The organism is Actinomadura keratinilytica (genome assembly GCF_039539665.1).
GTDB lineage: Bacteria > Actinomycetota > Actinomycetes > Streptosporangiales > Streptosporangiaceae > Spirillospora > Spirillospora keratinilytica.
The window spans coordinates 148,173-169,108 of the sequence record NZ_BAABDO010000002.1 but is presented as its reverse complement, the minus strand read 5'-3'; the positions used below and the strand labels follow the sequence as shown (position 1 = coordinate 169,108).

The 20,936-nt window shown below is 74.4% G+C and carries 17 protein-coding genes; 4 read left to right on the top strand and 13 right to left on the bottom strand.

Annotated features, from left to right (window positions below; translation table 11 throughout):
* Window positions 1–202, bottom strand: a 202-nt coding sequence (locus ABD879_RS01480; RefSeq protein WP_345016573.1) for a hypothetical protein, incomplete at its 3' end; no start/stop codon positions are given.
* A gap of 563 nt (window positions 203–765) precedes the next feature.
* Between ABD879_RS01480 and ABD879_RS01475 the strand changes: the two genes are divergently transcribed.
* Window positions 766–1,890 carry a PQQ-dependent sugar dehydrogenase gene (locus ABD879_RS01475; RefSeq protein WP_345016571.1) on the top strand — a complete coding sequence of 375 codons (1,125 nt, stop codon included), beginning with the start codon at window positions 766–768 and terminating at the stop codon, window positions 1,888–1,890.
* A gap of 113 nt (window positions 1,891–2,003) precedes the next feature.
* Here the strand turns inward: ABD879_RS01475 and gatB are convergent, their stop codons facing one another.
* From gatB to mnmA, 8 genes are all read right to left on the bottom strand, one after another.
* Complete coding sequence (gene gatB / locus ABD879_RS01470; protein WP_345016599.1) at window positions 2,004–3,488, bottom strand: Asp-tRNA(Asn)/Glu-tRNA(Gln) amidotransferase subunit GatB; 1,485 nt, start codon at window positions 3,486–3,488, stop codon at window positions 2,004–2,006.
* A gap of 23 nt (window positions 3,489–3,511) precedes the next feature.
* Window positions 3,512–5,020: an Asp-tRNA(Asn)/Glu-tRNA(Gln) amidotransferase subunit GatA gene (gene gatA, locus ABD879_RS01465; protein WP_345016569.1), complete on the bottom strand. Its 1,509-nt coding sequence runs from the start codon at window positions 5,018–5,020 to the stop codon at window positions 3,512–3,514.
* 3 nt (window positions 5,021–5,023) lie between these two features.
* Window positions 5,024–5,323 (bottom strand): Asp-tRNA(Asn)/Glu-tRNA(Gln) amidotransferase subunit GatC, encoded by a 300-nt coding sequence (gene gatC, locus ABD879_RS01460; protein ID WP_344945473.1) that lies wholly within the window; start codon window positions 5,321–5,323, stop codon window positions 5,024–5,026.
* 175 nt (window positions 5,324–5,498) lie between these two features.
* Window positions 5,499–7,595: a putative bifunctional diguanylate cyclase/phosphodiesterase gene (locus ABD879_RS01455; protein ID WP_345016567.1), complete on the bottom strand. Its 2,097-nt coding sequence runs from the start codon at window positions 7,593–7,595 to the stop codon at window positions 5,499–5,501.
* Window positions 7,596–7,874: 279 nt separating this feature from the next.
* Window positions 7,875–10,043 carry an NAD-dependent DNA ligase LigA gene (ligA, locus tag ABD879_RS01450; RefSeq protein WP_345016565.1) on the bottom strand — a complete coding sequence of 723 codons (2,169 nt, stop codon included), beginning with the start codon at window positions 10,041–10,043 and terminating at the stop codon, window positions 7,875–7,877.
* Between the two features lie 116 nt (window positions 10,044–10,159).
* Complete coding sequence (locus ABD879_RS01445) at window positions 10,160–11,170, bottom strand: methionine synthase (RefSeq protein WP_345016597.1); 1,011 nt, start codon at window positions 11,168–11,170, stop codon at window positions 10,160–10,162.
* 84 nt (window positions 11,171–11,254) lie between these two features.
* Complete coding sequence (locus tag ABD879_RS01440; protein ID WP_345016564.1) at window positions 11,255–12,073, bottom strand: LLM class F420-dependent oxidoreductase; 819 nt, start codon at window positions 12,071–12,073, stop codon at window positions 11,255–11,257.
* 27 nt (window positions 12,074–12,100) lie between these two features.
* Window positions 12,101–13,177 (bottom strand): tRNA 2-thiouridine(34) synthase MnmA, encoded by a 1,077-nt coding sequence (gene mnmA / locus ABD879_RS01435; RefSeq protein WP_345016563.1) that lies wholly within the window; start codon window positions 13,175–13,177, stop codon window positions 12,101–12,103.
* Between the two features lie 63 nt (window positions 13,178–13,240).
* On the opposite strand from mnmA, the gene ABD879_RS01430 reads away from it, so the two are divergent.
* Window positions 13,241–14,272: a DUF695 domain-containing protein gene (locus tag ABD879_RS01430; protein ID WP_345016562.1), complete on the top strand. Its 1,032-nt coding sequence runs from the start codon at window positions 13,241–13,243 to the stop codon at window positions 14,270–14,272.
* A 28-nt stretch (window positions 14,273–14,300) separates the two neighbouring features.
* Here the strand turns inward: ABD879_RS01430 and ABD879_RS01425 are convergent, their stop codons facing one another.
* Window positions 14,301–15,464: a cysteine desulfurase family protein gene (locus ABD879_RS01425; RefSeq protein WP_345016595.1), complete on the bottom strand. Its 1,164-nt coding sequence runs from the start codon at window positions 15,462–15,464 to the stop codon at window positions 14,301–14,303.
* 146 nt (window positions 15,465–15,610) lie between these two features.
* Between ABD879_RS01425 and ABD879_RS01420 the strand changes: the two genes are divergently transcribed.
* Together ABD879_RS01420 and ABD879_RS01415 are read left to right on the top strand one after the other, a co-directional pair.
* Window positions 15,611–16,114 (top strand): TetR/AcrR family transcriptional regulator, encoded by a 504-nt coding sequence (locus ABD879_RS01420; protein ID WP_345016561.1) that lies wholly within the window; start codon window positions 15,611–15,613, stop codon window positions 16,112–16,114.
* Between the two features lie 186 nt (window positions 16,115–16,300).
* The gene (locus ABD879_RS01415) at window positions 16,301–17,509 is read left to right on the top strand and encodes an MFS transporter (RefSeq protein WP_345016559.1); all 1,209 of its coding nucleotides are present in this window, start codon (window positions 16,301–16,303) and stop codon (window positions 17,507–17,509) included.
* Between the two features lie 68 nt (window positions 17,510–17,577).
* Here the strand turns inward: ABD879_RS01415 and ABD879_RS01410 are convergent, their stop codons facing one another.
* The 3 genes from ABD879_RS01410 to ABD879_RS01400 all read right to left on the bottom strand — a co-directional run bounded on the left by ABD879_RS01410 (window position 17,578) and on the right by ABD879_RS01400 (window position 20,934).
* On the bottom strand, window positions 17,578–18,528 hold the full coding sequence (locus ABD879_RS01410; protein ID WP_345016557.1) for an electron transfer flavoprotein subunit alpha/FixB family protein: 951 nt from the start codon (window positions 18,526–18,528) through the stop codon (window positions 17,578–17,580).
* A 24-nt stretch (window positions 18,529–18,552) separates the two neighbouring features.
* Window positions 18,553–19,332 (bottom strand): electron transfer flavoprotein subunit beta/FixA family protein, encoded by a 780-nt coding sequence (locus tag ABD879_RS01405; RefSeq protein WP_345016555.1) that lies wholly within the window; start codon window positions 19,330–19,332, stop codon window positions 18,553–18,555.
* Window positions 19,333–19,620: 288 nt separating this feature from the next.
* Window positions 19,621–20,934, bottom strand: coding sequence for a protein kinase domain-containing protein (locus ABD879_RS01400; protein WP_345016553.1), 1,314 nt, complete (start codon window positions 20,932–20,934; stop codon window positions 19,621–19,623).
* Window positions 20,935–20,936 lie beyond the last annotated feature (2 nt).

The following is a 20,936-nucleotide window of genomic DNA, read 5'->3' as shown; positions in this document are numbered from 1 at the left end:
CGCGCGGGCGGCGCGCGGCCAGCAGCAGCGACCTGGCCGCGGCGGCGGCCGCGGCGATCTCGTCCCAGGCGATGAACAGCCGGCCGCCCCAGCCGAGGAGCGAACCGAGGGCGCAGAGCACTCCCGCGACCGCGACCATGGCGACCGGCACCGTGCGCGGCGGCAACGGCCGCGGCAGCCGCCTGGCGTTCTCGCCGCTCATCGCGCCGTGTCCCTTTCTGCGCCGTCGGGGCGGACGGCCCCGATCGGGCGCTGCGCCGCGCCCGCTGCTTGGTCGATATCGGATCTGCTGGTGTCGGATCTGTCGGTGTCGGATCCTGATCGGACGATCGGGTAACGCCCGGCAGGTGGTGAATCGTGCCCCGCGCAGGGTTCGCGCTCGGGCTGCTGCGGACGCCGCGGGAGCGCCGGCAGTGGATCAGCGACGTTGCTGCAGTGCGGGATCACCGTGATGCTCAATGTACGTTCCGTAGGTCACGGAGCGATTGAGGCTGAGCGTCCACCCGGCGACGAACGACCTCCTCGCGGAATGCCTGGTCGTCCCGCCTGCCCGGCCGTACCGCCGTCCCCTGACGCTGTGTCACCACCGCGGTGCCCGCGCCCCGTCGGACATGATCGTACAGTCCGCGCTCACGGGGGTCGCGGAAAACCCGCGTAACACCGAACACGTCGAAACGGACAACTTGGACATCGGCCCGCGGGAACGGAGCCGCCGGAACGGGAACGCCGGACCATCCGTATTACGGAGAGACGAGGGGGCGTGCCATGGGACTGCGAACAGCGCACCGGTTCGCCGCGGCGGCCGCGGCGGCCCTCCTGCTGGCCTCCGCCTGCTCGTCCGGCTCGGCAGGCGGCGGGCGGGGGGCGGCCAGCACACCGCCGCCGCTGCCGGCCTCCCCGGGCGGCGCGTCCGGGCGGCAGGCCGCGGGCGGGCTCGGCGAGCCCCGGGAGCTCGCGGGGAACCTGCGGGTGCCGTGGGCGATCGCGTTCCTGCCCGGCGGCGACGCGCTGGTGACCGAACGCGACACCGCCCGGCTGCTGCGCGTCACGCCGCAGGGGCGGGTCGGCGAGATCGGGCGGGTCCCCGGCGTCGAACCGGGCGGCGAGGGCGGCCTGCTGGGCGTGGCGGTGTCCCCGTCGTTCGCCCGCGACCGGCTCGTCTACCTGTACTTCACCGCCGCGTCCGACAACCGGGTGGTGCGGTTCCGGCTGGACGGCGCGCTCCGGGACGCCCGGCCGATCGTCACCGGCATCCCCAAGGGCGCCAACCACAACGGCGGCCGCCTCGCCTTCGGCCCCGACGGGATGCTCTACGTCTCCACCGGCGAGGTGTACCGCGGGGAGCTGGCCCAGGACCGCGACTCGCTCGGCGGCAAGATCCTGCGGGTCACCGCCGACGGGCGGCCCGCGCCCGGCAACCCGTTCGGCACCCGCGTGTGGACCCTGGGGCACCGCAACGTGCAGGGCATGGCCTGGGACGACCAGGGCCGCATGTACGCCACCGAGTTCGGCCAGGACCGCTTCGACGAGATCAACCGCATCGAGAAGGGCCGCAACTACGGCTGGCCCGAGGTGGAGGGCCGCGGCGGCCGCTCCGGGTTCACCGACCCGCTGCTGACCTGGTCGACGGCGGAGGCGTCCCCGTCCGGGCTGGCCTATGCCGGCGGGTCGCTGTGGGCGGCGGGCCTGCGCGGGCGGCGGCTGTGGCAGGTGCCGCTGGACGGCGGCAGGGCCGGGCGGCCCGTCGCGCATCTGGAGGACCGGTACGGCCGCCTGCGCGCCGTCGTCCGCGCCCCCGACGGGGCGCTGTGGGTCACCACCAGCAACCACGACGGCCGCGGCAGCCCCCGCTCGGGCGACGACAGGATCCTCGTCATCCCGGTCCGCTGACCGCGCCGCCGGCGCGCCGGACGGCCGGCAAGCGGCCGCCCGGCGCGGGGCGCGCGATCACAAAGCGCCGATCACAAAGCGCCGATCACAAAGCGCGCGGTCAGGAGGCGCGGTCAGGAGGCGCCGAGCTTCTCCAGGATCAGCTGGCGGGCGCGGCCGGCGTCGGCCTTGCCGCCGGTGGCGCGCATCACGGCGCCGACCAGGGCGCCCGCGGCCGCGACCTTGCCGCCGCGGACCTTGTCGGCCACGTCCGGGTTGTCGGCGATGGCCTGGTCGACGATGGCGGCCAGCTCCCCGTCATCGCTGACGATCTTCAGGTTGCGGGCGGCGACCACCTCGTCCGGGCCGCCCTCGCCGGCCAGCACGCCCTCGAACACCTGGCGGGCCAGCTTGTCGTTCAGCTCGCCGGCGTCCACCATCGCCTGCACGCGGGCGACCTGCTCCGGCGTGATCGGCAGGTCGGCCGGCTCCACGCCCTGCTCGGTGGCGCGGCGCGACAGCTCGTTCATCCACCACTTGCGGGCGGCGGCGGGCGAGGCGCCCGCGGCGACGGTCTGCTCGATCAGGTCGAGGGCGCCGGCGTTGACGACGTCCCGCAGCTCCAGGTCGGACAGGCCCCACTCGCGCTGCACGCGGCGGCGGCGCGCGGCGGGCAGCTCGGGCAGGCCGCGGCGCAGCTCCTCCACCCACTCGCGGGACGGCGCCATCGGCACCAGGTCCGGCTCGGGGAAGTAGCGGTAGTCCTGCGCCTCCTCCTTGCTGCGGCCCGCGGTGGTGGTGCCCGTGTCCTCGTGGAAGTGCCGGGTCTCCTGCACGACCCGGCCGCCCGAGGCCAGCACGGCGGCCTGCCGCTCGATCTCGTGCCGGACCGCGCGCTCGACCGACCGCAGCGAGTTGACGTTCTTGGTCTCGGTGCGGGTGCCCCACTCCGACGCGCCGCGCGGCATCAGCGACACGTTCACGTCGCAGCGCATCGAGCCCTGCTCCATGCGCACGTCCGACACGCCGAGGGCGCGCACCAGCTCGCGCAGCTCGGTGGCGTACGCGCGGGCCACCTGCGGCGCCTTGTCGCCGGTCGCGGTGATCGGCTTGGTGACGATCTCGACCAGCGGGATGCCCGCCCGGTTGTAGTCGACCAGCGAGTGGTCGGCCCCGTGGATGCGGCCCGTGGCGCCGCCGACGTGCAGCGACTTGCCGGTGTCCTCCTCCATGTGGACGCGCTCGATGCCGATGCGGTAGGTCTCGCCGTCCACCTCCACGTCCAGGTGGCCGTCGACGCACAGCGGCTCGTCGTACTGCGAGATCTGATAGTTCTTCGGCATGTCCGGATAGAAGTAGTTCTTCCGGGCGAACCGGCACCACTCCACGATCTCGCAGTTGAGCGCCAGGCCGATCTTGACGATGCCCTCGATCGCGGCCCGGTTGGTGACCGGCAGCGCGCCGGGCAGGCCGAGGCAGACCGGGCAGACCTGGGTGTTGGGCGGGGCGCCGAACGTGGTCGGGCAGCCGCAGAACATCTTGGACGCCGTGCCCAGCTCGATGTGGGTCTCCACGCCCAGCACCGGCTCGTAGCGGGCCAGCGCCTCGTCGTAGTCCATCAACGTCGCCTGCGACAAACTGGTCACTCGCCTGCCTCCGCCAGCTCGGGGGCCTTGGCCAGCAGCGGGCCGCCCCACCGGTCCTCCAGGGCCTTCTCCACGGCCGCGCCGACCCGGTACACCCGGTCGTCGCCCAGCACCGGCGCCATGATCTGCAGGCCGACCGGCAGCCCGTCCTCGTCGGCGAGACCGCAGGGCACGGAGATGGCCGCGTTGCCCGCCAGGTTCGCCGGGATCGTGCACAGGTCGGCCAGGTACATCGCCATCGGATCGTCGGCGCGCTCGCCGATCGGGAACGCCGTGGTCGGCGTGGTCGGCGACACCAGCACGTCCACCTGCTCGAACGCCGCGTCGAAGTCGCGCGCGATCAGCGTGCGGACCTGCTGGGCCTTGCCGTAGTAGGCGTCGTAGTAGCCCGACGACAGCGCGTAGGTGCCCAGCATGATGCGCCGCTTGACCTCGGGGCCGAAGCCCTGCGCCCGGGTCAGCGCCATGACCTCCTCGGCGCTGCGGGTGCCGTCGTCGCCGACGCGCAGCCCGTAGCGCATGGCGTCGAACCGGGCCAGGTTGGACGAGCACTCCGACGGCGCGATCAGGTAGTAGGCGGGCAGCGCGTACCCGAAGTGCGGGCAGGACACCTCGACCACCTTGGCGCCCAGCGACTCCAGCAGCTCGACGGCCTCGCGGAAGCGGGCCAGCACGCCCGGCTGGTAGCCCTCGCCGCCCAGCTCCTTGACCACGCCGACGCGCAGCCCCGCCACGTCGGCGCGGCGGGCCGCCTCGACCACCGGCGGCACCGGCTTGTCGATCGAGGTGGAGTCCATCGGGTCGTGGCCGCTGAACGCCTCGTGCAGCAGCGCGGCGTCGAGCACGTTGCGGGCGAACGGGCCCGGGGTGTCCAGCGACGAGGCGAACGCGATCACCCCGTACCGGGACGAGCCGCCGTAGGTGGGCTTGACCCCGACGATGCCGGTGACCGCCGCGGGCTGGCGGATCGAGCCGCCGGTGTCGGTGCCGGTCGCCAGCGGCGCCTCGTAGGCCGCCACCGCGGCCGACGACCCGCCGGACGAGCCGCCCGGCACCCGCGCCAGGTCCCACGGGTTGTGCGACGGGCCGTAGGCGCTGTTCTCGGTGGACGAGCCCATCGCGAACTCGTCCATGTTGGCCTTGCCGAGGATCACCAGCCCCGCCGCGCGCAGCCGCGCGGTCACCGTGGCGTCGTACGGCGGCCGCCACCCCTCCAGGATCTTCGACCCGGCGGTGGTCGGCATGTCGGTGGTGGTGAACACGTCCTTGTGCGCGATCGGCACCCCGGCCAGCGGGCCGAGCTCCTCGCCCGCGGCGCGCCGCTCGTCGACCCTGCGCGCCTGCGCCAGCACGGCCTCCTCGTCGACGTGCAGGAACGCGCGCACCCGCCCGTCGACGGCGGCGACCCGGTCCAGGTGCGCCCGCGCCACCTCCACGGCGGAGACCTCGCCGGAGGCCACCAGCGCCGCCAGTTCCGCCGCGGTCTTCCTGGTCAGATCACTCACCGCTCACGCCTCCTCGTCCAGGATCCGCGGGACCCGGAAGCGCTGCTCCTCGGCCGCCGGGGCGCCCGCCAGCGCCTGCTCGGGCGGCAGCGAGGGCCGGACCTCGTCGGCCCGGTACACGTTGGTCAGCGGCAGCGCGTGCGAGGTCGGCGGGATGTCCTCCGCCGCGACCTCCTGCACCCGCGCGACCGCGGAGATGATCTGGTCGAGCTGGGCGGCGAGGTGGTCGAGTTCGTCCTCGCCGAGCGCCAGCCGGGACAGCCGGGCGAGGTGCGCCACCTCGTCACGGGTGATGGCGGTCATCTGGAAAAACCGTTCCTGAGATCGGATTGGGTTCCCTGCCATCCTATGGGTCCCGCAGGCCACGGCCGACGCGTTCGCCGCCCCGCGCGCCGGTCGCCGTGCCTTCGCCGGGCGGCGCGATGCGGGCAGCGCAGTCCGGGCGGTGCAGTCCGGGCGGTGCAGTCCGGGCGGCGGCTCAGGCGGCGGGTTCGGGGGCGCGCTGCATGCGGCGGCGCAGCCAGTCGGTGGCGGTGGCGGCGTCCATGGGGCGGCCGAAGTACCAGCCCTGGGCGGCGTCGCAGCCCATCTCGCGCAGCATGCTCGCGGTCTGCGGGTCCTCGACGCCCTCGGCCACCGAGCGCAGGCCGAGCGTGCGGACCAGGTCGACGGTGGAGCGGACGATCACCGCGTCGTCGGGCGAGCGGGCCAGCCGCCGCACGAACGAGGCGTCGATCTTGATCTCCTCCACCGGCAGCCGCTTCAGCCGCACCAGCGACGAGTAGCCGGTGCCGAAGTCGTCCAGGCTGAGCGGGATGCCGAGCTCGGCCAGCGCGCCGACGGTGTCGGAGGCGTAGGCGGGCTCGTTCATCAGGATCCGCTCGGTGATCTCCAGCTGCAGGGCGGCGGTGGGCAGCCCGCGGGCGAGCAGGCCGCTCTCGATCGTCTCGGTGAGGCCGGTGTCGAACAGGTCGCGGCCGGAGGCGTTCACCGCGACCTGGACGGTCAGGTCGTCGCGCCACCAGGCGGCGGCCTGCGCCAGGGCGGCGTCCACCACGTAGTGGGTGATGGAGCGCATCAGGTACGTCTGCTCGGCGATCGGCAGGAAGTGCTCGGGCTCCAGCACGCCCTTGTCGGGGTGGCGCCAGCGCACCAGCGCCTCCATGCCGACCAGCTGCCCGTCGTGCAGGGAGACCTTGGGCTGGTAGAACAGCTCCAGCTCGCCGCGGTCGATGGCGCGGCGCAGGTCGCCCAGCATGCTCAGCCGGGCCGGGGAGTTGCGGTCCTTGTCGGGCGAGTAGACCTCGACGCCCGAGCGGCCCTCCTTGGCGTGGTACATCGCCACGTCGGCGCGCTGCAGCAGCAGCTCGAAGTCGGGGGCGTGGTCGGGGAACAGCGCGATGCCGACGCTGCCCTCCAGGTCGAAGGACATGCCGTCCAGCCGGACCGGCTCGCTGAGCGCGGCGCGCAGCCGGGCGGCGACCTCGCGGGCCGCGGCGGTGTCGCGGATGGTGGGCAGCAGCACGGCGAACTCGTCGCCGCCGAGCCGGGCCACCAGGTCGCCGGGCCGCACGCTGTGGGTGAGGCGGTGCGCCACCAGCTGCAGCAGCCGGTCGCCGGTCGCGTGGCCGAGGGTGTCGTTGACCTCTTTGAACCGGTCCAGATCCAGCAGGAAGAGGCCGACGCGGACCTCCTGGCCGGCGCCCTTGCCGCGGGCCGCTCGGCGGGACGCGGCGCGGGAGGCGGCGGCGCGGGCCTCGCGGAGGGACTCCTCGGTGCGGACGGTCAGCATCTTGCGGTTGGGCAGGCCGGTCAGCCCGTCGTGCAGGGCCTGGTGCTCGCGGCGCACCGAGGCCGAGGCGTTGAGGTAGACGGCGATGAACGGCAGCAGGATGAGCGGGACGAACGCGGCGGACCGGTCCATCGCCACGACGACCAGCGGCGCCAGCGCCAGCAGCGCCAGGTGCACCAGGACCTGGTAGCCCAGGTCCTGGTGCAGCGCCTTGAGCAGGGACACCCGCTCGTGCAGCGCGACCGCGGCGCCCACGAGGCCGTCGTTGCAGATGAAGTAGACCGCCCCGGCCGCGGCGATCGCCGGCAGGTCGCCGCCGTGGGGCAGCCACGGGTCCGTCGGGCTGGGGTGGACGCCGAACAGCGTCAGCGTCCCGTAGGCGGCGGCCAGGCTGAGGGTGTACTGGGCGGCGTTGAACGCGATGCGGTGCGGGGTGCGGCCGCGCAGCACGCCGCAGGCGACCACGGCGGCCGACTGCAGCACCGCGGCGATCGGCAGCCCCGCGTACAGCAGGGCCGCGAACGAGAAGGTCGTGGAGGTGGTGGCGCCGTTGTTCCCGGTGGAGCCGGGGGTGATGATCGGCCGCAGCTCGCCGAAGACGATGAAGGCGGCCAGGATCCAGAACGCCGGGTTGCGCACCAGCGCGTCGGCCTGCGCGCCGGACATGCCCGCCAGGGCGGCCGCGAACACGGCGGCGCCGGCGGCGATGACGACCGCGAAGTAGATCCACAGCGGGGAGCCCCGGCGCGGCACGGTGTTCCGCGTGTTGTTCGGGTCCTTCATCACATCCTCGAAGGGTCGGCAACCGCCCCCCGGTCGGCCGCGGGTCCGTGGTCACCGCCGGCGTCGCCGCCGGCGGTATGGGCCCGTCCCCCGTTCTGTGACGAGCGGAGGCTCGGGAGGGTCGTGATGACTGGGAAGGGTACGGCCTTTGCTCAACTTCGCGAAACCGGTTGCGTACGTTCCGTTATTCCCTTTCCGATCCAGTCCACTACCCCTACGTAGCGACATCGTACCCCTGGGTAACCCGACACTGGTTAACCTTGCAACGAGCACGGGCGGTCATTCGTCCCCGCGGAGGGTTACGTTTTTGGCCGCTTCCGGCCCGTCGGACAGCAGCACCTGGAACCCCGCCTCGTCCAGGATGGGCACCCCCAGCTTGACCGCCTTGTCGTACTTGGACCCCGGGCTGTCGCCGACCACCACGAACCCGGTCTTCTTCGACACCGATCCGGTGACCTTGCCGCCGAGCCGCTGCACCGCCTCGGTGGCCGAGTCGCGGCTGTACCCCTCCAGCGAACCGGTGATCACCACGGTGACGCCCTCCAGCGGGCGCGGCGCCGCGGCGCCCTCCTCCTCCATGCGGACCCCGGCCGCGGCCCACTTGCGGACGATCTCCTGGTGCCAGTCGACCTCGAACCACTGCTTGATGGACCGGGCGATCGTCGGGCCGACCCCGTCGACGGCCGCCAGCTCCTCCTCGGTGGCGTTGCGGATCGCCTCCATCGACCGCAGCTCGCGCGCCAGGTCCTGGGCGGCGGTCGGGCCGACGTGCCGGATGGACAATGCCACCAGCACCCGCCACAGCGGCTGCCGCTTGGCCTTCTCCAGCTCCTCGAACAGCACCTCGACGATCTTCTTGGGCTTGCCCTCCTTGTTGGCGAAGAAGGTGACGACCTTCTCCTCGCCGGTCTTGGGGTCGGTCTTGGGCAGCCCGGTGTCGGGGTCGAGCACCAGCGTCTTGATCGGCAGCAGCTGCTCGACGGTCAGGTCGAACAGGTCGCCCTCGTCCTTCAGCGGCGGCTCGGCGGGCTCCAGCGGGCGGGTCAGCGCGGTCGCCGCCACGTACCCGAGCGCCTCGATGTCCAGCGCCTTGCGGCTGGCCAGGAAGAACAGCCGCTCGCGCAGCTGCGCGGGGCACGAGCGCGCGTTCGGGCAGCGGATGTCGACGTCGCCCTCCTTCTCGCGGGCCAGCGGCGTGCCGCACTCGGGGCAGCGGTCGGGCATGACGAACTCGCGCTCGGTGCCGTCGCGCAGGTCGGTCACCGGCGCCACGATCTCGGGGATGACGTCGCCGGCCTTGCGCAGCACCACGGTGTCGCCGATCAGCACGCCCTTGCGCTTGACCTCGTCGGCGTTGTGCAGCGTGGCGCGCTCGACCGTGGACCCGGCGACGAACACCGGCTTCATCACCCCGTACGGGGTGACCCGCCCGGTGCGGCCCACGCCGACCTTGATGTCCAGCAGCTTGGTGTTGACCTCTTCGGGCGGGTACTTGAACGCGATCGCCCAGCGCGGCGCCCGCGAGGTGGACCCCAGCCGCCGCTGCAGCGGGAACTGGTCGACCTTGACGACCACGCCGTCGATCTCGTACTCGGGGTCGTGCCGGTGCTCGCCGTAGTACTCGATGTACTCGCGCACCCCGGCCATGTCGGGCACCACCTTGTAGCGGTCGCTGACCGGCAGGCCCCACTCGCGCATCATCTCGTACGCCTCGGCCTGGCTGTCGGGCCGCTTGCCGCCCTCCCAGCGCCCGAACCCGTGCACCAGCATGCTCAGCGGCCGCCGGGCGGTGACGCGCGGGTCCTTCTGCCGCAGCGAGCCGGCGGCGGCGTTGCGCGGGTTGGCGAACGGCTCCTTGCCCTCCTCCACCTGGGCGGCGTTGACCTGCTCGAACCCCTCGCGGGGCAGGAACACCTCGCCGCGCACCTCCAGCAGCTCGGGCCAGCCGTCGCCGGCGAGCCGGGTGGGGATCGCCTCGATGGTGCGGATGTTGTGGGTGATGTCCTCGCCGGTGCGCCCGTCGCCGCGGGTGGCGCCGCGCACCAGCCGCCCGTTCTCGTAGATCAGCGCGACCGCCAGCCCGTCGATCTTCAGCTCGCACAGGTAGGCGGCGACCTCGCCGACCTCGCGGCGCACCCGCTCGTCCCAGGCCGCCAGCTCCTCGGCGTTCATCGCGTTGTCGAGGCTCTGCATGCGCTCGAGGTGCTCGACGGTGGCGAAGTCGGTGACGATGGGGGCGCCGACCCGCTGCGTCGGCGAGTCGGGGGTCACCAGCTCCGGATGGGCCGCCTCCAGCTCGCGCAGCTCGCGCATCAGCGCGTCGTACTCGGCGTCGCTCAGCGTGGGCCGGTCGAGCACGTAGTAGCGGTAGTTGGCCTCGTCGATCTCCCGGCTCAGCTCCGCATGCCGCTGCGCCGCCTCGGTGGGAACGCCGTCGCTCAACGTCATGGGGCTATTCTCGCGCGCCCCACCGACATTCCGGCCCCTGCGGCGGCGTCCGAGTCGTCCCGGTAGCACCCGCGCTGACGTGCCATAACACGCCGGCCGCCGGGCCGCCTGAGGCGCTACTCGGCGGCCTCGAACAGCATGCGGGCGGTGTCGCGGCAGCGTTTGACGGCGGCCCGCACGTAACGGGGGGACGCCCCCGCCAGGCCGCACGCCGGGGTGACGACGACCTGCTCGGCCAGCCGGGCGGGCGGGAACCCCAGGCGCCGCCACAGGTTCCGCACGGGCTCGGCGGTGTCCTTGAGGGCGGGCAGGGCCGTGTCGGTGCCCGGCACCGCGCCGAGCCACAGCCCCACCCCGGCGTCGATCGTCTCCCCCACGGCGTCGTCGTGGCGTTCGGGCACCAGCGCCAGGTCCACCGAGATGGCCTTGGCGCCCGCCCCGCGCAGCAGCCCGTAGGGGACGTCGCGCGCGCAGCAGTGCACCACGGGGAAGGCGGCGTCGCCCGCGGAGGCGGTCTCGATCACCTGGCGCAGATGCTGTTCGGCCACGGGGGGCTCCACGGCCGGCAGCCGGGAGAAGCCGCTGGCGGTCGGCACCCGCCCCGCCAGCACCGCGGGCAGCGCGGGCTCGTCGAGCTGCAGCAGGATCCGCGCGTCCGGCAGCCGCCGCCGGACCTCGGCCACATGCCCGGCGACGCCCTCGGCGAGCGAGGCGGCCAGGTCGCGGACCGCGCCCGGGTCGCGCAGCGCGCGGTCGCCGTGCCGCAGCTCGATCGTGGCGGCCAGCGTCCACGGCCCGCACACCTGGATCTTGAACGGGCCGTCGTGCCCGCCCGCCAGCTCCTCCAGCACGTCCAGGTCGCGCGCCAGGTGGTCGCGGGCCCGGCGCAGGTCGCGGCCGGGCCGGTCGGCGAACCGCCAGCCGGAGGGCTGCAGGTGCACCGGCAGGTCCACCAGCAGTCCGGCGGTGCGGCCGGTCAGGTCGGCGCCCGGCCCGCGGTCCGGCAGCTCGGGCAGGTGCGGCAGCTCGGGCAGCTCGCCGAGCACGATCCGCAGCGCCTCGGCCGGGTCGTCACCGGGGTAGGACCCGACCCCCGTCGCGCTCCCCACCGCCCAGGGAAAGCTCATCGTCACGCCCGGATACCCTAGCCAAACCTCGGACCGCAAGAGCCGTCCGGACGGCGCGTCACAGGAGGCCGCCCGGACGGCGCGTCACAGGAGCCCGGCCAGGGCGTCCAGTCGGCGCAGCGCGGCGTCCTGCGGCTCGGTCGGCAGGTTGAACAGGATCTCGTCGACGTCCGCGGCCGCGAGCTCGTCGATCACCTTGCGGTCGCCGGGCACGCTGAACACCGTGACCGGCACGCGGCGCCCGGCCCGCTCGCGCAGCTCGGCGACCTGGCGGGCCAGATCGTCGGTGCCGCGCCCGTAGATCGGCATCCAGCCGTCACCGAAGTCGATCACCCGGTCGAACGTGGTGGGGCCGGAGCCGCCCACCATCACCGGCGGGTGCGGGTCCTGCACCGGCTTGGGGTAGCTGAAGACGGGGTCGAAGTCGACGAACTCGCCGTGGAACTCGGCCTCCTCGGCGGTCCACAGCTCCTTGATCGCCAGCACGCGCTCGCGCATCAGCCGCATGCGGGTGCGCGGGTCGGTGCCGTGGTTGCGCATCTCCTCGCGGTTCCAGCCCGCGCCGACGCCGAGCACGGCCCGGCCGCCGGAGACCCGGTCCAGCGAGGCCAGCTCCTTGGCCAGGATGATCGGGTCGCGCTGGATCACCAGGGCGATGCCGGTGCCGACGCGCAGCCGCTCGGTCACCGCCGCCGCGGCGGTCAGCGTCACGAACGGGTCCAGGGTTCGGTAGTAGTGGCGCGGCAGCTCGCTGCCGCCCGGCCACGGGCTCTCCCGCTTGACGGGGATGTGCGTGTGCTCGGCCACGTACAGGGAGGCGAACCCCCGCTCTTCCAGGGCCCGCCCCAGGGCCGCCGGGCCGATCCCCTCGTCGGTCACGAACGTCGACACGCCGAACTGCACGAGTCGTCCTTTCGACTGGGCGCCGCCTCAGACGGCGACGCGCGCTGTGGTGGCGATGGTAGAGGAGCCCAGGACGCGGTCGCCGTCGTACAGGACGGCGGCCTGCCCGGCGGCCACGCCGCGCGCGGGGCGGGCGAGCCTGATGCGGACCGTGTCGCCCGCGGTCTCGGCGACGCAGTCGTGCACCTCCCCGTGCGCGCGCAGCTGCACCTGGCACGGCAGCGGCCCCGCCGGGGGCTCCGACAGCCAGACGGGGCGCTCCCCCACGATCTCGTCGACGTCCAACGCCTCGCGGGGGCCGACCGTGACGGTGTTGGTCACCGGCGAGATGTCGAGCACGTAGCGGGGGCGGCCGTCCGGGGCCGGGGTGCCGATGCGCAGCCCCCTGCGCTGCCCCACGGTGTAGGCGTACGCGCCCTCGTGCTCGCCCACCGTGTTGCCGTCCTGGTCGACGATGGGGCCGGGGGCGCTGCCCAGCCGCTCGGCAAGGAAGCGCCGCGTGTCGCCGTCGGCGATGAAGCAGATGTCGTGGCTGTCGGGCTTGTCGGCCACCTGCAGGCCGCGCCGCTGCGCCTCGGCGCGGATGTCGGCCTTGGTGGTGTCGCCCAGGGGGAACATGGCGTGCGCCAGCTGCTCGGGCGTGCACACCGCCAGCACGTAGGACTGGTCCTTGGCCGTGTCCACGCCCCGGCGCAGCACGCCGCCCTCCAGGCGGGCGTAGTGGCCGGTGCAGACCGCGTCGAAGCCGAGCGCCAGCGCGCGGTCCAGCAGCGCAGCGAACTTGATCTTCTCGTTGCAGCGCAGGCACGGGTTGGGCGTGCGGCCCGCCGCGTACTCGCTGACGAAGTCCTCGACCACGTCGCGGTGGAACCGCTCGGCCAGGTCCCACACGTAGAACGGGATGCCGATGACGTCCGCGGCGCGGCGGGCGTCGCGGGAGTCCTCCAGCGTGCAGCAGCCGCGGGCGCCCGTGCGGTACGACTGCGGGTTGCTGGACAGGGCCATGTGGACCCCGGTGACGTCGTACCCGGCCTCGGCGGCGCGCGCGGCGGCCACGGCGGAGTCGACGCCACCCGACATGGCGGCGAGTACGCGCAAAGTCATAACACCTCCAGCCTATGCAGCGGCGGCGGGACGCCCGGCATTCCGCGTACGATGACATCCGCTATGGGAATCTTCCGCCGTGACGGGTCCGCGCCTGCCGCCGCGCCGGCGATCGCCGAGTTCTGGGCGTGGTGGCCGCAGGCCCGGCCGGAGATAGAAAAGCGGCTCGGCGACGGCCTGTCCACCGAGACGGTCGAGGAGCTGTCCCGCCGCGTCCACAAGATCCATCCGGGGCTGCAGTGGGAGATCGGCGGCGGTGACGACAACCCGCCCGCGCTGACGATCACCGGCGGCGGCGATCCCGAGCTGCGCGGGCTGGCCGAGCGGTGGCGCCGCGCCGCCCCCGCCGACGCCGGCGGCTGGCGCTTCCACCCGGCGCGGCAGGCCGACCCGGAGATGCTCGACCAGCGGCTGGTGCTGGGCGACCACGAGTTCGACCTGGAGTACGTGCGGTTCGGGCTGCGCGCCGACCCCGGGCGCGCCCGCGTGCACGTGACCGCCTACCACCCCGACTTCCTGTTCGTGGCCGAGGAGCAGCGGCTGCGGGTCGCCCTGCACGTGCTGGACTGGGCGCTCGGCGAGGACGACGTGGCCCGCTGGATCGGCGATGTGGCGATCGCCACCGAGGCGCCGATGGACGCGCTGCCGCCCGCCGTGCTGCCCGCGGTGGTGGAGCAGGTCGCCGAGCCGTTCCGCGAGCCGACGTGGCTGAACGGCGAGACGCGCACCCCGCGCGGCCATCCGGCCCGGCTGGACGCCCGGTTCCCGCTGCACCGCCAGGACTACCCGCTGTGCGACCTGCACGTGGCGATCACCGTGCCGTACGCCCACGGCAACCCCGACCGGCTGCCGGTGGAGCCGTCGGCGGGCGCGCTGCGCGAGTTCGAGAAGCGGCTGTCGGAGCTGGGCGACCGCGCGGTGCTGGCGGTCCGCGAGACCGGCGACGGGCTGCGGGTGTTCCACCTGTACGCCGACCCCGACTCCGGGGTGATCGCCGAGCTGGACCAGCTGGCGGCGGGCTGGACGGAGGGCAAGGCCAAGGTTGCCTCCACCAGCGACCCCGGCTGGCGCGCCCTCGCCCCCTACCGGCCCTGAGAGTCCTCGGGCCCGGCGCGCGGCCGGGTCAGGACGTGATGCCCGCCCGGCGGGCGCGTTCGACCACCGGGCCGATGGCGTCGGCGAGCGCGGCCACGTCCTCCTCGGTGGAGGTGTGCCCGAGGCTGAAGCGCAGGGAGCCGCGGGCGCGCGCCGGGTCGGCGCCCATCGCCAGCAGCACGTGACTGGGCTGGGACACCCCGGCCGAGCAGGCCGAGCCGGTCGAGCACTCGATGTCGCGCGCGTCCAGCAGCATCAGCAGCGCGTCGCCCTCGCAGCCGGGGAAGGAGAAGTGCGCGTTGCCGGGCAGCCGGTCGCGCGGGTCGCCGTTGAGCACCGCGTCCGGCACCGCCGTGCGCACCGCCTTGACCAGCGAGTCGCGCAGCCCGGCCAGGCGGCGGGCCTCCTCCTCCCGGCGCGCCACCGCCACCTGGACGGCGGCGGCGAACCCGGCGATGGCGGGGGTGTCGAGCGTGCCGGAGCGCACGTCGCGCTCCTGGCCGCCGCCGTGCAGGACGGGCACCGGGTCGACGCCCTTGGCCAGCAGCAGCGCGCCCACGCCCAGCGGCCCGCCGAGCTTGTGGCCCGACAGGGTGAGCGCCTGGACGCCGGACGCGGCGAACGCGACCGGTAGCTGCGCGGCGGCCTGCACGGCGTCGGTGTGGAACGGGACGCCGTGCTCGCGGGCGATGGCGGCCAGCTCGGCGACGGGCTGGACGGTGCCGACCTCGTTGTTGGCCCACATGACGGTGACCAGCGCGACGTCGTCGGCCTCGGCGAGGGCGGCGCGCAGCGTGTCGGGGAGGACGCGGCCGTGCTCGTCCACCGGCAGCAACTGCGCGGTGGCGCCCTCGTGGTCGGCCAGCCAGCGCACCGCGTCGAGCACGGCGTGGTGCTCGACGGCTGCGGCCAGCACCCGGGTGCGGCGCGGGTCGGCGGCGCGGCGCGCCCAGTACAGGCCCTTGACGGCGAGGTTGTCGGCCTCGGTGCCGCCGGAGGTGAAGACGACCTCGCTGGGGCGGGCGTCGAACGCCTCGGCGATGATCTCTCGGGACTCCTCCACGACACGGCGGGCGCGGCGGCCCACGGCGTGCAGCGAGGAGGGGTTGCCGAGCGCACCGAGCTGTTCGGTCATCGCCGCGATGGCCTCGGGCAGCATGGGGGTCGTCGCCGCATGGTCGAGGTAGGTCACCACTCGCTCAACATTAGCCGCGCCGCCGGGCTTCCCCCGCAGCGCCCCGGCGGCCCGTGCGGGCGGGAATACGGGCGGGGCCGGGCGCGTTCCGGCCACTGTACCGGCCGGACGGTACAGTGGTTGTCGTGCGAAAGGACGCCCTGTTGGACGCTGCCGAGGCCGTGCTCTTCGAGCAGGGCACCCAGGCGCTGACGCTCTCCGCGGTCGCCGACCGCGCGGGCGTGTCCAAGGGCGGCCTGCTCTACCACTTCCCCACCAAGGAGGCCCTGGTCACCGCGCTGGTCAGGCGGGTCATCGCGGAGTTCGACGAGCTGATCGACTCCTTCGACGACGGCTCGCCCACCGGCTACAGCCGGGCCTACGTGCAGGCCACATTCCAGATACTCACCGGTGAGGCGCGCGCCCACCGGCGCTGGTCGGCGATCACGGCCGCCGCGACCGACCCGGACCTGGCCGCCCCCCTCAACGAGGCGATGGCCCGCTGGCACGGCCGCGCCCGCGAGGGCGACCCCGACCCGCTCACCGGGGCGGTGGTGCGGCTGGCGGCCGAGGGCCTGTGGGAGGTGGTCGGCCACGCACCCGGCCTGTACGACGCCGAACAGTTCGACGCGCTGCGACGGCGGCTGCTGGAGCTGCTCGAACGCTGACCGCCGCCACGGCGCACCGATCCCCGGCCCGGGCCGCTCCGGGCCCCGCTGAGACCGCCGCCCGCCGGGCGGCCGTGCCGCGGACGCGCCCGCGGCGCCCATCCGACCGTCCGTCGTCCGGGCCGGCCCGCGCCCCGGACCGACCGGGGCCGACCGCGCCCCGCCGAACCGAGAAAGAGGTGATCCATGCTGGTGCGCTCGCGTCTTGGTTCCTTTCTGACGTTCGCGCTGGCGGGCATGCTGTGCGGGGTGTGGACGGCGCGCATGCCCGCGCTCGCGGACGAGTTCCGCACCGGCGAGAGCGGGGTCGGCATCGTGGTCCTCGTCTGGGGGCTCGGTGCGCTGGCGGCCATGCAGGGCCTGCGCGGCGTGATGGCCCGGACGGGCAGCCGCGGGGTGCTGCGCGTGGCGCTGCCGCTGACCGCGCTGACCTACGCGCTGGCGGCGCTGGCGCCGTCGTACGGGGTGCTGCTGGCGGCCGTGGCGGTGTTCGGCATGGCGTTCGGTGTCACCGACATCGCGATGAACGCCCAGGCCAGCACGGTGGAGCAGACGTACCGGCGGCCCATCATGAGCGGCATGCACGCGGGCTGGTGCGTCGGCGCGATGAGCGGCGGGCTGTTCGGCGTGCTCACCGCCGCCCTCGGCCTGGGCTTCACGCAGACCGCGCTGACGGCCGCGCTGCTGGCCCTGCCCGCCGCGCTCGCACTGGGCCGCACCTACCTGCCCGACCCGGCCGCGCCCGCCGCCTCCGGCGGCGACGGCGGCGGACGGCGGCGCGCCGGGCTGCCCGCCGCGGTGTACGTGATCGGCGTGCTGGCGTTCCTCGCGTTCATGGCCGAGGGGTCGATCGCCGACTGGAGCGGGCTGCTGCTGAACCGGGAGATGGGCGCCTCGCAGGCGCTGGCCGCGCTCGCCTACCCGCTGTTCGAGCTGGCGATGCTGCTGGGCCGGCTGTTCGGCGACCGGGTCCGGGTCCGCCTGGGCACCCGGCGGATGCTGGCGGCCGCCGGGGTCGGCACGTCGCTGAGCACGGCCGTGGTGGTACTGGCCCCGGCGGCGCCCGTCGCGCTCGCCGGGTTCTTCCTGGCGGGCCTGGCGGTGTGCACGGTCGTGCCCACCATGATGTCGCTGGCGGGGACGGCGGCGCCGGGCCGTTCGGGCGCCGCGGTCGCGCAGGTCGGCGCGATGGGGTACGGCGGGCTGCTGCTCGGCCCGGTGGTGATCGGTTTCCTGGCGGAGGCGACGTCGCTGCGGGTGGGCGTCGGCCTGGTGGTCGTGCTGGCCCTGCTGGTCTCGGCCGGGGTCCGGTTCATCCCGCTGGGCGGCGGCGCCGACGTGGCCGCGTCCCGTCCCGCCGACGCGCAGGAGCCGGCCGCCCCCCTCGCCGCCTGAGCGGCGGCCGGAGCGCGGAACGCCCCCGCCGCGGCCGGGGCCGGGCGGGGGCGTCGCGCGTCAGCGGCTCACTTGCGCTTGTTGATCTCCTCGGTGAGCTGGGGGGCCACCTGGAACAGGTCGCCCACCACGCCGAAGTCGACCAGCTCGAAGATCGGCGCCTCGGGGTCCTTGTTGATGGCGACGATCGTCTTGGAGGTCTGCATGCCGGCCCGGTGCTGGATGGCGCCGGAGATGCCGACCGCCACGTACAGCTGCGGCGAGACGGTCTTGCCGGTCTGGCCGACCTGGAACTGGTGCGGGTACCAGCCGGCGTCGGTGGCGGCGCGGGAGGCGCCCACCGCCGCGCCGAGCGAGTCGGCCAGGTCCTCGATGATCTTGAAGTTCTCGGCGCCGCCGACGCCGCGGCCGCCGGAGACCACGATCGCGGCCTCGGTCAGGTCCGGGCGCTCGCCCTTCTCCTGGACGACCTTCTCCACGATCCGGGCGGCTTTGTCGGTGTCCGACAGGGTCACCGAGACCTGCTCCTCGGCCGGGGTGGCCGGGGCGGCCTCGGGGGCGATCGAGTTGGGCCGCACCGCGATGATCGGCGTGCCCTTGGTGACCTTGGCGTGCGCGATGATCGCGCCACCGAAGATCGAGTGCTCGCCGACGAAGCCGTCGGCGACGTCCACCACGTCGGTGAGCACGCCGGAGCCGGTCTTGACCGCCAGGCGCCCGGCGACCTCCTTGCCCTCGCCGGTCGCCGAGACCAGCACGGCGCCGGGCGAGGCGCTCTGCACCAGCTGGGCCAGCAGCGCGGCCTTGGGCGCGACGACGTAGGAGGTGAGCTCCTCGTCGGCGGCGACGTACACCTTGGCGGCGCCGTACTCGGCCAGCTTGTCCTTGGCGTTCTCGTAGCCCGGGCCGACCCAGACCGCGGCGGCCTCGCCGAGGCGGCGCGCCAGGGTCAGCAGCTCGAGGGTGACCTTCTTGACCTCACCGTCGACGTGGTCGACGAGGACGAGAATCTCGGCCATCGGTTCGCGTGTCCCCTTCCCCGCTCAGACGAACTTCTTCGACGCGAGGAACTCGGCGATCTTGACGCCGCCGTCGCCCTCGTCGGTGACGATCTCACCCTTGCTGCGCGGCGGGGCCTCGGCGAAGTCCACCACCGCGGTGGCCGCGTTGGCCAGCCCCACCTGGCCGGCGTCGATGCCCGCGTCCGCGATGCCGAGCGTCTCCACCGGCTTCTTCTTGGCCGCCATGATCCCCTTGAACGAGGGGTAGCGCGGCTCGTTGATCTTCTCGACGACGCTGACCACCGCGGGCAGGCTCGCCTCGACCTTGTCGTAGCCGTAGTCGGTCTGCCGCTGCACGGTGATGGACGTGCCGTCGATCTCCACCTTGTTGGCCAGCGACAGCTGCGGAACGCCGAGGCGCTCGGCCAGCATCGCCGCCAGCAGCCCGGTGCGCGCGTCGGTCGACTCCGAGCCCAGCACGACCAGGTCGAACCCGGTGCGGCCCAGCACCTGCTGGATGGCGTAGGAGGTCTGCAGCGCGTCGGAGCCGGCGAGGGCGTCGTCGACGAGGTGCACGGCCTTGTCGGCGCCCATGGCCAGCGCCTTGCGGATGGAGTCGGTGGCCTTGTCCGGGCCCATGGTGAGGACGGTCACCTCCCCGCCGTGGGCCTCCTTGATGCGCAGCGCCTCCTCGATGGCGTATTCGTCGAGCTCGTTGATGACACCGTCCGCGGCGGCACGGTCCAGCGTGCTGTCCTCGGACTTGAGCCTGCGCGGGCTCTCGGTGTCGGGAACCTGCTTCACCAGGACGACGATGTTCATGGCCGGTGGCCGACCTCCCTGCACTCAGTTCGGCCGCTGAGGTAAAGCGGCTCGCAGGCGCCGCCCCTGCAACGGGTCGACGCGACGGGCTGATGCCTCACAGCCTGCCAAACTCCCGAACGGGCTTCGGCCCCGGGGGACGGTTTTCCGGCTGCGCACCTCATGTTACCCGCGAGTAATGGGGGCGCAAACTCGCCGTTCACGGCGATCTACACGGCACCGGCGCGACCGCCGGAACGCAGGCGCCCCCGCACCCCCGCGGTGATCGAGATCACATGGCGGGGCGGGTCAGTGCAGGGCGGCCTGCAGGCGGGCGATCAGGCTCTCCGTCGAGGTCTGCAGCCCGTACATCGGCGCCAGGCTGGGCGTCAGGGAGATCGCGCCGACCACGGCGAGGAAGGCCAGCACGCCGAGCGCGGCCCCGGCCGCGGCGAGCCGCCGCGGCGAGCGGGCCACCACCGCGAACCACTGCTCCAGCCGGCGGTACGGGCCGGTGACGCCCGGCGCCGCCCACAGCGCACCCGCTCCGGCGCCCACGGCGAACGCGCACACCCCCAGCGGGTCGGCCTCCACGCCGAACAGCGACAGCGCGATCAGGCCCGCGCCGACCGCCAGCGCGAACGCCGCCGCGTACGGCAGCGTGGCCGCCGTGCGCGCCAGCGCCGACAGCACGCCCCGGGGGCCCGCCGCGGCCCGCCGCCGCAGCGCGGCCACCGCCGCCGGTGACACCGGCGCCCCCGCCAGCGGCAGCATGATCGCCAGGCCGACCGCGAGCACGACCACCATGGCCGACAGCAGCCGCGCCCAACCCCGCACGACCGCCGCCTGCCGCGGCCGCCCGGACGTCGCCGGAGGCACCGAATACGCCGTACGCGGTGCGGGCGCCGGGGCGGGCACCGTCGGCGGCGGCGGGGAGTCCGGCCCCGGGTCGAGCGCGGCGACCGCCTCGGCGAGCCGGGCCGCCGACGGCGGGTCGGCCGACAGCGCCGCCTCCACCAGCGGCCGCAGCGGCTCCGGCAGGACCCCCGCCCCGAGGGCCGCGGCGGCGTCGCCGGTGTCGGCGGGCCCGCCCGTCGCGGCGAAGACGACCGTCCGCGCCCAGGCCCGCACGTCCCCGGCCGCCCCGTCGCCGCCGTGGGGGGCGATGCCGAAGTCGGTGACGACGGGGGCGCCGTCGACCACCAGGACCGTGTCGGGGCCGAAGGCGCCGTGGGCGAGCCCAGCCTCGTGGACGGCCGCCAGCGCCTTGGCCGTGCCGAGGGCGAGGCGGTGCAGATTGGCGCCCTGCAGCGGCCCGTGTTCGGCGACCACGTCGATGAGCGGCCGGCCGGGGACGAAACGGCTGACGACGTACGGCGGGTCGGCGGAGGCGTCGCCGTCCAGCACGTCCACCGCGTAGGGGCTCAGCACCTCGCGCATGCGCTCCAGGTCGCGGCCCAGGCGTTCGCGCGGCGCCGGGACCGCCGCGTCAGGCAGCAGCCGGATCGCCACGTCGCGTCCCCCGGCGTCGGCCGCCCGGTACACCGTCCCGGTGGGACCGCCCAGCCGCGCCAGTAGCCGGTAGGGACCGATCTGCTGCCGTTGCCTGGTCTCCCCGCTCATCG

Excerpts from the sequence above, each read along its gene's own strand:
- ABD879_RS01475 (WP_345016571.1), top strand. The coding sequence starts at position 766 with ATGGGACTGCGAACAGCGCACCGGTTCGCCGCGGCGGCCGCGGCGGCC.
- gatB (WP_345016599.1), bottom strand. The coding sequence starts at position 3,488 with ATGGACTACGACGAGGCGCTGGCCCGCTACGAGCCGGTGCTGGGCGTG.
- gatC (WP_344945473.1), bottom strand. The coding sequence starts at position 5,323 with ATGACCGCCATCACCCGTGACGAGGTGGCGCACCTCGCCCGGCTGTCC.
- ABD879_RS01455 (WP_345016567.1), bottom strand. The coding sequence starts at position 7,595 with ATGAAGGACCCGAACAACACGCGGAACACCGTGCCGCGCCGGGGCTCC.
- ligA (WP_345016565.1), bottom strand. The coding sequence starts at position 10,043 with ATGACGTTGAGCGACGGCGTTCCCACCGAGGCGGCGCAGCGGCATGCG.
- ABD879_RS01445 (WP_345016597.1), bottom strand. The coding sequence starts at position 11,170 with ATGAGCTTTCCCTGGGCGGTGGGGAGCGCGACGGGGGTCGGGTCCTAC.
- mnmA (WP_345016563.1), bottom strand. The coding sequence starts at position 13,177 with ATGACTTTGCGCGTACTCGCCGCCATGTCGGGTGGCGTCGACTCCGCC.
- ABD879_RS01430 (WP_345016562.1), top strand. The coding sequence starts at position 13,241 with ATGGGAATCTTCCGCCGTGACGGGTCCGCGCCTGCCGCCGCGCCGGCG.
- ABD879_RS01415 (WP_345016559.1), top strand. The coding sequence starts at position 16,301 with ATGCTGGTGCGCTCGCGTCTTGGTTCCTTTCTGACGTTCGCGCTGGCG.
- ABD879_RS01410 (WP_345016557.1), bottom strand. The coding sequence starts at position 18,528 with ATGGCCGAGATTCTCGTCCTCGTCGACCACGTCGACGGTGAGGTCAAG.
- ABD879_RS01405 (WP_345016555.1), bottom strand. The coding sequence starts at position 19,332 with ATGAACATCGTCGTCCTGGTGAAGCAGGTTCCCGACACCGAGAGCCCG.
- ABD879_RS01400 (WP_345016553.1), bottom strand. The coding sequence starts at position 20,934 with ATGAGCGGGGAGACCAGGCAACGGCAGCAGATCGGTCCCTACCGGCTA.